The sequence below is a fragment of the uncultured Maribacter sp. genome (genome assembly GCF_963975365.1).
Classification (GTDB): Bacteria; Bacteroidota; Bacteroidia; order Flavobacteriales; family Flavobacteriaceae; genus Maribacter.
In genome coordinates this window covers 32,450-41,309 of sequence record NZ_CAXBGF010000023.1, presented here as the reverse complement: position 1 = coordinate 41,309, position 8,860 = coordinate 32,450, and the positions used below count along the sequence as shown (strand labels likewise).

Annotated in this window: 9 protein-coding genes; 8 read left to right on the top strand and 1 reads right to left on the bottom strand. The window is 34.6% G+C overall.

Annotation, left to right across the window (positions count from 1 at the left end; all coding sequences use genetic code 11):
* Positions 1-239: 239 nt before the first annotated feature.
* The 5 genes from AACZ49_RS17680 (at position 240) to AACZ49_RS17660 (ending at position 4,621) form a co-directional block, all read left to right on the top strand.
* The gene (locus tag AACZ49_RS17680) at positions 240-812 is read left to right on the top strand and encodes a hypothetical protein (protein ID WP_339657503.1); all 573 of its coding nucleotides are present in this window, start codon (positions 240-242) and stop codon (positions 810-812) included.
* An 893-nt stretch (positions 813-1,705) separates the two neighbouring features.
* Positions 1,706-1,999, top strand: coding sequence for a type II toxin-antitoxin system HigB family toxin (locus AACZ49_RS17675; RefSeq protein WP_339657501.1), 294 nt, complete (start codon positions 1,706-1,708; stop codon positions 1,997-1,999).
* 2 nt (positions 2,000-2,001) lie between these two features.
* Positions 2,002-2,358, top strand: coding sequence for a helix-turn-helix domain-containing protein (locus tag AACZ49_RS17670; RefSeq protein ID WP_339657499.1), 357 nt, complete (start codon positions 2,002-2,004; stop codon positions 2,356-2,358).
* Positions 2,359-3,070: 712 nt separating this feature from the next.
* The gene (locus AACZ49_RS17665) at positions 3,071-3,778 is read left to right on the top strand and encodes a PAS domain S-box protein (protein WP_339657497.1); all 708 of its coding nucleotides are present in this window, start codon (positions 3,071-3,073) and stop codon (positions 3,776-3,778) included.
* A 33-nt stretch (positions 3,779-3,811) separates the two neighbouring features.
* Positions 3,812-4,621 (top strand): HAMP domain-containing sensor histidine kinase, encoded by an 810-nt coding sequence (locus tag AACZ49_RS17660; RefSeq protein ID WP_339657505.1) that lies wholly within the window; start codon positions 3,812-3,814, stop codon positions 4,619-4,621.
* Between the two features lie 244 nt (positions 4,622-4,865).
* On the opposite strand, the gene AACZ49_RS17655 is transcribed toward AACZ49_RS17660, so the two are convergent.
* Complete coding sequence (locus AACZ49_RS17655; RefSeq protein ID WP_339657495.1) at positions 4,866-5,108, bottom strand: hypothetical protein; 243 nt, start codon at positions 5,106-5,108, stop codon at positions 4,866-4,868.
* Positions 5,109-5,319: 211 nt separating this feature from the next.
* Between AACZ49_RS17655 and AACZ49_RS17650 the strand changes: the two genes are divergently transcribed.
* The 3 genes from AACZ49_RS17650 (at position 5,320) to AACZ49_RS17640 (ending at position 8,788) form a co-directional block, all read left to right on the top strand.
* Positions 5,320-7,647 carry a PAS domain S-box protein gene (locus AACZ49_RS17650; RefSeq protein ID WP_339657493.1) on the top strand — a complete coding sequence of 776 codons (2,328 nt, stop codon included), beginning with the start codon at positions 5,320-5,322 and terminating at the stop codon, positions 7,645-7,647.
* 404 nt (positions 7,648-8,051) lie between these two features.
* The gene (locus tag AACZ49_RS17645) at positions 8,052-8,180 is read left to right on the top strand and encodes a hypothetical protein (protein ID WP_339657492.1); all 129 of its coding nucleotides are present in this window, start codon (positions 8,052-8,054) and stop codon (positions 8,178-8,180) included.
* On the top strand, positions 8,177-8,788 hold the full coding sequence (locus tag AACZ49_RS17640) for an alpha-ketoglutarate-dependent dioxygenase AlkB (protein ID WP_339657491.1): 612 nt from the start codon (positions 8,177-8,179) through the stop codon (positions 8,786-8,788). The genes AACZ49_RS17645 and AACZ49_RS17640 overlap by 4 nt, the downstream gene beginning before the upstream one ends.
* Positions 8,789-8,860: the final 72 nt, after the last annotated feature.

The window sequence follows — 8,860 nt, the reverse complement described above, 5'->3', positions numbered from 1 at the left end:
GTGGATCCGCAAGATCTTTGGGAGGCTTTTTTTCATAACTTGTGCAACAAGCACAGCGTGTATAAGAAATAGCGAGTTCAGTGATATACCAAAGTTCAATGCACTTCATAAAAGTCAGTGCCAAACTGAAAGTGTAGTACTTTTAAATCCACTACTTCTCATACACGCAAAACCGTTAGGTGCAATTAGAAAAAAAAATGAGAGGAGTTACAACTTTAATTTTATGCTGTCTATTATCGATGAGTTCATTAAGTCAGACCAAATGGGAAAAGGCTGATAAAGAGCTTTCTGAAAAATTGAATAATGGAGACATTAGCTATGAGGAATATTTTCCCCTATCAATGACATTGACAGGAAAATTATCTGACAGAATAAGTGCTTATCATAAGAATAAATCTAAAATTTTGAATCCAAAAAATGAGGGATTAACTATTCGCTTTATACCGAATGAATTCAGAGTGAATGAGTATGGCGGAATTTACAGAAAAGCTATCTTGAAAAATGATTCAAACTCAACATATATAATTCCGCGAATTGATGCTACTATTGGAAATTTAAATGGTTTCATATTAATAAATGACAAATGGCTTCCCCACGGAGAATATGGTACATCATCCTGTGGAAATAGTTATTATGATGAAACTTTAGGTTCATACGAACAAATTGAATTTGAATTGGCTAATGGTATAAATGTAGAAGGAAAGATAGAGACAAAATACAAGGTCACAATAACTATCGAAGGTAAAGTGTACGAATCGAATGAAGTGACTATTAATCTATACGAAAATCAATATAAACGATTAACAGAATAAAATAACTGCACCTAATCGAGTAGGCGGGTCCGCCCCTAGTTAGGAACGGACTGCACCCCTCACACCACCGTACGTACGGGTCTCGTATACGGCGGTTCGCAATCCATCACTCCAAGGCTCTTTTCACCCTTGAAACTATCCTCTAATTTTAGTATAGGCCATGAATCGTCATTCCTATGCGAATTTTAAAGAGAATTACGTTCGGCCCTTCGTCGCTTGTGAGACCTCTGATTTTGCTATCAGCTCATTTCCAGCAACTACTATGACCTCTGCTGACTTCTCCATATAGCTACACGTAACTTTGGAGACCTCCCCAGGTAAGAACATCTTCTTTCACCCAATGCCCGCCGTATCTACATAGCTACCCTTTTGGTAATCGTTGGGCGTTACAATGATGTGCTTGCTTACCCAAGTAACCATGCCTCTATATACGGTTCCTGTTCGTCGGTACCGGGTTTTGTAGTCTCGCTTCCTTCAGATGTAACCTCGCGGTCACCACCCTTGCGACTTACTAATGCTTCCAGACGTTACCCCAGCGCATAAGGGACTTGCACCCTCTAGATTAATTAACTACATTTCTGTAGTTAAAAGATGCCCATGCTGGGCACACACACCGTATATAATTTATTGCTTCCGACTTTTCTCTCGGAAAGTCGGAAGCAAATTTGCTATCTTCGGTTTACGGCGGAAAATTCTCTCGGATTTTCACGCAACGAAACCATAGCCAAACAAGTTGTGCGCAAGCTTGACCCCTCTTTAATAAAGGCTACAGGTTAATAATTGATTTACGCTGTTTTTAAATAAAGCATATTTCAGGACTAGACAGCTGAAAAAAATGAAATAATTACCATATTGGTAACTTTCTTGCTATATTTGCGACAAACAATTATAATGTGCGAGTAATAGCGAAACGAACATTACGAGATTTTTGGGAAAAACACGCTGATTGCGAACAACAATTAAAATCGTGGTATAGAGAAACCGAAAAATCTGAATGGAAAAACATTAACGATTTAAAGAATGAATATCCAAGTGCAAGTATTTTAAAAGACAACCGAATTGTTTATAACATCAAAGGCAATAATTATCGCTTAATTGTAAAATTCAACTTTGAATACGGAATATGCTGGATACGGTTTATTGGAACTCACGCAGAATATGACAAAATTGACACAAATAACATCTGATTATGAAAATATCACCTATTAGAAACGAAAAAGACTATCAAAAAGCGCTCGACAGACTTGAGGATATTTTTGATGCAAAAAAAGGAACGGAAGAAGGAGACGAATTGGAAATCCTTTCAATCTTGATTGACCGATACGAAAATGAGAATTTCCCAATCGGTATGCCCGACCCTATCGAGGCAATTAAGTTCCGAATGGAACAAATGGGAATGAATCAAAATGATTTAGCAGAAGTTGTTGGCTTTAAAAGTAGAGTTAGTGAAATACTAAATAAAAAAAGAAAACTGACTTTGAATATGATAAGAAAACTTAACACTAATCTACACATTCCAACTGAAGTTTTAGTTCAAGATTATTAAAATAAAGCCAGTGGTTAGTCGAGTAGACGGCTCTCCCCATAAATGACGGAGTGCACCCCTCACACCAAAGTACGTACGGGTCTCGTATACGGCGGTTCGCAATCCATCACTCCAAGGCTCTTTTCACCCTTGAAACTATCCTCTAATTTTAGTATAGGCCATGAATCGTCATTCCTATGCGAATTTTAAAGAGAATTACGTTCGGCCCTTCGTCGCTTGTGAGACCTCTGATTTTGCTATCAGCTCATTTCCAGCAACTACTATGACCTCTGCTGACTTCTCCATATAGCTACACGTAGCTTGGGAGACCTCCCCAGGTAAGAACATCTTCTTTCCCCCGATCCCTGCCGTATCTACATTAATGCATCTTTTGTACTCGTTGGGCGTTACAATGATGTGCTTGCTTACCCAACTAACCATGCCTCTATATACGGTTCCTGTTCGTCGTTACCGGGTTTTGTAGTCTCGCTTTCTTCAGATGTAACCTCGCGGTTACCACCCTTGCGACTTACTAATGCTTCCAGACGTTACTACAGCGCATAAGGGACTTACACCCTCTAAAAAAATCCTTATATTGCTATAAGGTAAAGATGCCCATACTGGGCACACACAACGTATAAAATTAATTGCTTGTTCTCGCTTACTTGGAAAGTTAACCGCTAACCCACACAACTACTCATACAAGCTGAGACGTTATAAGCAATTTTGAAAAATGAACGAAATACCACATTATAAAATGGAAAATCAAGATATTGAGAATACTGACAATAAAAACTTTAATATATTAAGTAAACTAAATATATCATCCATCTTTGAGAATACAACAGATAGTGTTTGGGCAATAAATTCGGCTTATGAAATTATATATGCTAATAGCGTATTTGTTTCTGCTTTTTATGAGAGTTTCGGAATTAATCTTAAGACAGGTATAAACCTTCTTTTGTCACTTCCTAAACCTCTTAGAGAAGTCTGGAAATTACAATATGACAGATCACTGAGTAATGAATCGTTTTCATTTATCGACAATGTTAATACACAGAATGCTTCACTATATATTGAAGTATTTATGAACCCGATAGTTATAAACAAAAAAGTAATTGGAGTATTGCTTTTCGGAAAAGACATCACTAAACGCAAGCAAGATGAACAGGCATTGATAGATTCACAATTGTTACTAAAGTCCAGTTTAGAAAGCCAAAGTGACACAATGCTTTTCTCAATCAATAATGATTATCACTATCTGTATTTCAATTCGGCTCATGCCAAAATTATGAAATATGCATATGGGAAGGAAATCGAAGCAGGAATGAATATTTTGGATTGTATAACTTCTGATGAAGATAGAGCAGTTGCAAAGAACAATTACGACCGAGCGTTAAGGGGCGAAACTCATACAAATGTTAGGATATTTGGAAAATAAAATCTTGCTTATTACGAAAGTTTTTTTAATCCGATATTAAATGACAGGAATGAGATTATCGGAGCAACAGGCTTAGCGAGAGATATAAGTGAAAGGAAGAAATCAGAATTAGCCTTAATAAAAAGTCAAAAGCAATTAAAAGAACTTAATACCACAAAGGAAAAATTATTTTCTATCATCGCTCATGATTTAAGAAGTCCATTTAATAACATAATAGGTCTTTCTGAATTACTCTTAGAAAATGTAAATGAAATAGACCAAGTGGAATCTGAAAAGTATATTGAGATGATAAATTCAACAGCAAAAAAAACACTCATTTTACTTGACAATTTATTAGATTGGGCAAAATCACAAACTAGTGAATTTAGCTACAAACCAGAAAAAATCATTTTGTCGGAAATTATACTTGAAATAATAGGACTTGAAAAATCAATTGCAAAGGCTAAAAACATTTCTCTTCATTACACCCCAACAATTGAAATCGAATTATACACTGATGAAAATATTTTAAAAACAATTTTACGAAATCTAATTTCGAATGCTATAAAATTTACAAACGAAGGAGGGCATATTAATATATCAGCTATTACAAATCAACAGCAAGTTGAAATTTCTATTTCTGACAATGGAGTTGGTATGCGCGAAGAAACAATACACAAACTTTTCGATTTATCGACTAATACGACATTACCAGGTACTGCGAATGAAAAGGGTTCTGGATTAGGATTAGTGTTTTGTAAAGAGTTTGTAGGGAAACTGGGTGGGAAAATTTGGGTTGTAAGTGAAGAAGGAAAAGGAAGTGATTTCAGATTTACATTGCCTGTCAATAAATTAAATGAGTGAGTACAAAAACTGCTTATAACAAAAGTAACCGTTGCACAAGCCTTTAATTTGGCTAAAAATGAATCCGTTTAAGCCTCTTCAAGAGGCTTTTTCATTTCCATTTCAGCAGTGTAAAGTGAGTTTCGGGTAGTGCGGAATAGCTGAAAAAAGGTCATGGAGGTTACTTTTCGCCAAGGCCTTGAAAGCAATGACCCCCGCCCCACTTTTCGAACATTTTTCGATGAATTTCAGGTATTTCTTGAGATTATAAGAAATTGTCGAGAGGTGCATCACCTTGTTGGCCTGCTTTATACCGATGGTACTTTTGTTGCAAGTCCACTCCGGTACACGCTCGCTCAACTGGAAATTGTTGAAGAGCTTTTCCTGATCGTTCTTTTTTCCCTGCATACCTAAAGTTACGATCCATCTTCAGATCGGTAATGACCACGACCGATTTTTTTTTCATAACTTGTGCAAAAGACACAAAACCTATAAACAATAAGGGCATAACTGCTTAAGTTATAAACCTGGAATATCAATGAACACCGCCAAATCTTTTGGATTTAGCATTAAATAAAAAAAAGAAAAAGCAAAACAAAAAGGTTTGGCTACGAGCGCAAACGGAAATAAAAACTTTCCCTGTCTCCGCAGCCCTCATAGCTCTGGCGTTACCTCACATACTAAAAATGAACATATTGAATCATTCAAGGAATTAATATATGTATACCAACCAAGTAAATTTTAAAAATCTTTTTAATGCCATAAATGATTTTATATTCATTTTGGACTTAAATGGAAATATTATAGAAGTAAATAATCCTGTATTGGCCTTGCTTGGCTATCTGAAAGGTGAACTTATTGGGAGCAATATATACGCAGTGCACCCTCCAGAATTTAAGGATAAGGTAAAAGAGCTTATAGGAAAATTGTCAATTGAAACACTTGAAACCAGCTCTATTCCATTACTATCCAAAAATGGAATGCAAATACCCGTCGAGTCAATAATTTTCCATGGAAATTGGAACAATGAAAGTGCTTTGATTTTTATAAGTAGGAATCTTTGTGAAAATTCTATTTCAGAGGAAAAATTTCACCATGTCTTTGATAGTAACCAAGCTTTAATGGCTATATCAGACATGAATACGGGAGTTTTTATAAATGTCAATAAAACATTTTTAACCAGTCTTGGTTATGAAAGATCAGAAATTATTGGGCATAATTCAAAAGAATTGAATTTATTTTACAATTATGATAGACGAATTGAATTAGCAGAAAAAGTAAAATTAAATTCGCATATTGAAAATGAATATGTAATTATCAGAACCAAGGACGGTAAACCAATTCATTGTCTTTTCTCAATCAGCTTTATTAAAATTCAGGCCAACAATTATTTACTTACTTCTGCAATTAATATTTCCCCGCTAAAGGAAGCGGAAGAAAAATTGAAAAGGAGTTTGCACCAACAAACCCTACTTGCTGACATTTCTCAAAATTTTTTATCCTTAACTAATTTAAGTGAAAAGATCAACCACACTTTGGGCTTATTGGGTAATGAAACTGGAGTAAGTCGAGTTTATATTTTTGAGGATGATGTTACGGGGTCTAAATCCAGTAATACTTATGAATGGTGTAATGTTGGTATAAGCTCACAAATTCATGAACTGCAAGACATTCCCTATAAAAATTTTCCATCATGGAAAAAAATACTCGATAAAAATGGAAAAATATTTTCAACAAACATAAAAAATTTACCGTCTGATATAGTGGATATCCTTGATCGTCAAGAAATAAAATCTATTTTGGTTTTTCCCCTTATAGTTCAAAATCACTTTTTCGGTTTCATTGGTTTCGATGAATGTACCGGTGAAAAGGAATGGGAACATGAGGAAATTGATCTTCTGCGAACCATCTCCGGTATAATTTCCAATTCCTTTGAGCGACATATATTTCAAAAGCAACTTCTCGAAAGTGAAATTCGCCAAAAATTGGCAATTGAAAATACGGAGGCAGGTTTATGGGATTGGAATATGCAAACTGATGATGTCTTTTTTAATGATTTTTGGTGTAAAATGTTAGGGTATGAAAAAGATGAGATTGAGCCAAATGTATCGACCTGGGAGAAACTTGTTCATCCAGATGATATGCCCAAAGTTATGAAAGATTTAAATGAACATATTGACGGTAAAAGTGATTATTATGAAAATACACATCGTCTTCTTTCAAAATCAGGTAAATGGAAATGGGTTATAGACAAGGGTAAAATTATAGAGTTTGATGCTGATAAAAAACCCAAAAGAGCTATTGGGACACATATTGATATTGACAATCAAAAAAAGATAGAGGAAGAACTGCGAAATCTTAATAAAACAAAGGATAAATTCTTTTCGATCATAGCACATGACCTTAGGGGGCCAATAAGTTCTATGATGCAAATATCGGAAATGGTTTCGGACAACGATGGGCTAGATGAAGAAACGTTTCAAAAGTTTTTAAATTCTCAAAAGGAACTTTCAAAAAGCACATTTCAACTTTTGGAGAATTTGTTAAATTGGGCAAGATATAATAGTGAGCAAGTATATTTTAATCCCAAAAAAATTGACCTTAATGCAATTATAGATGAAAATATTATAAATATTAAATATAGTGCAAAGCAAAAGGGTATTTCAATTATCACTGACTATTCGGAAGCATTTATGGCGTATGCAGATGAAGATATGGTTCAACTTATTATCCGAAATCTATTATCAAACGCTATTAAATTTACTGGTAATGATGGTGTTATACGAATTGAACTCGAGAAAAAAGTTAATGTTATAAAGATAAATATTGTGGATTCAGGCCAAGGCATATCCGAAGAAAATATTAATAAAATAATATCAGAAAATGAATTTTATTCAACTTACGGTACAGCCAAGGAAAAAGGAACAGGTTTGGGTCTTAAATTGTGTAAAAGTTATATTGAAGAGAATAATGGTACATTAAAAATTGAGAGTAAGTTAAATATTGGGTCAAGCTTTTCGTTTACATTACCAATAGTTAAAATTTAAATCTTTTGTGTACAATATGGACAAAATAACTTGTTGATTGAATTGTAAGTACTTGCCCTAACAATGGTAACCGTTGCAAAAGCCTTTAATTTAGCTAAAAAAAGGTCGTGGAGGTTACTTTTCACCAAGTTCTTGAAAGCAAAGACCGCCGCCCCATTTTTCGAACGTTTTTCGATAAATTCCAGGTATTTCATAAGATTATGTGCAATTGCCGAGAGGTGCATCACCTTGTTGGCCTGCCTTATACCGATGGTGTTTATCTTCCTTAGGCCCATGAATTTCGTGAGCGTTACGAATACTGGATGTGCAATATAAAAGTATAGAAAGACATCATATTTCTATAGAAAATAACAAAGTAAGAACCAAAATTAAAACTGGTGAGATAAAATTTGAAAATTTATGGTATGTTAAATTGTAAATCGGGCTTTCGAATTAAAAGAGAAAACAGCTTATTTTTCTCATTGAAAGAAGATGCTTATGAAAGTAATTTTCGACCTTGCGGACATTGTATGAAAGAAGCTTATAAAAAATGAAATTGTTTGATATAAAAGTAGACTCTAGAAAAAACTTGCTTCCACAGGGTGGAACCGTAAATTATTATGGTAAGATTCTTATTCATTCAGAAGCAAATGATTTTTTAGACAAGCTGCTAAATCACATTAAATGGAAAAATGACGAGGCAATAATATTTGGAAAGAAAATAATTACTAAAAGAAAGGTTGCTTGGTACGGCGAAAAACCGTTTGAATACACCTATTCAAAAACTACCAAATTGGCATTACCTTGGACTACCGAATTAGTCTGCTTAAAAAATAAAGTAGAGCAAGAAACTGGTGAGACTTTTAACTCATGCCTACTAAATCTTTATCACGACGGAAACGAAGGTATGGCCTGGCATAGCGATGGTGAAAAAGATTTAAAAAAGAACGGTGCAATTGCCTCTTTAAGTTTTGGTTCGGAACGAAAATTCGCATTTAAACATAAAGAAACCAAAGAAAAAGTTGAATTGATTTTAGAACATGGCAGCTTATTGGTAATGAAAGATGAAACACAAACTAATTGGTTGCACCGGCTACCGCCTACAAAACGAAGTACGCAGCCCAGGGTAAATTTGACTTTTAGAACTATTGTTGAAAAATAAGCCCCAAATAGATAATAACTATAACTACTTCCTTTAGATCAATTTCTCAGCAAATTTAAAACTCTTGAAATA